A 678-nucleotide genomic window follows, 5' to 3' on the forward strand; every position below is an offset into this window, starting at 1 on the left:
GTGGGCCGGCCGATCAGCCGGGCGAGGTCACCGCTGGTCCCGGCGAGGCGCCCGCGCCCGACGGCCGCGTCGACGTCGACGAGGATCGCGGCCAGCGGCTCCGGCAGCCCCGCCCCAGTGAGCACCGCGAGGTGCTCGGCGGGGGAGACGTCGGCGTACGCGATGTCCTTGCCGCTCAGCCTGGCGACCTCGGCGGCGTACTCCGGCAGGCTCCAGGCGGTGTCGCCGCTCAGCTCGTAGGCCTTGCCCTCGTGGCCCTCGCCGGTCAGGACGGCGACGGCCGCGGCGGCGTAGTCGGCGCGCGAAGCGGAGGCGATGCGGCCCTCGCCCGCCGAGCCGACGACCGCGCCGTGGGCGAGGGCGGGCGCCAGGTTCTCGGTGTAGTTCTCGTGGTACCAGCCGTTGCGCAGGAACGTGTACGGCAGCCCCGAGGCGAGGATGAGCTCCTCCGTCGCCTTGTGCTCGGCCGCCAGGTCGAAGTCGGCGTCGGGGCCGCCGAGGATGCCGGTGTACGCGAGCAGGGCGACACCCGCCTCGCGCGCGGCGTCGATCACCGCGCCGTGCTGCGGCACCCGCTGCCCGATCTCGGGGGGGGGGGGGGGGGGGGGGGGGGGGGGGGGGGGGGGGGGGGGGGGGGGGGGGGCCGGCAGCGAGATCGGGCAGCGGGTGCCGCAGCAC

The 678-nt window shown here is 77.9% G+C and carries 1 pseudogene; it reads right to left on the minus strand.

The features are described from left to right. Positions 1–587, minus strand: a pseudogene (locus AB8Z36_RS41755) (NAD(P)H-binding protein); the annotation flags it as partial. Positions 588–678 lie beyond the last annotated feature (91 nt).

This window comes from Streptomyces flavofungini, from assembly GCF_041028215.1.
Classification (GTDB): Bacteria; Actinomycetota; Actinomycetes; order Streptomycetales; family Streptomycetaceae; genus Streptomyces; species Streptomyces flavofungini_B.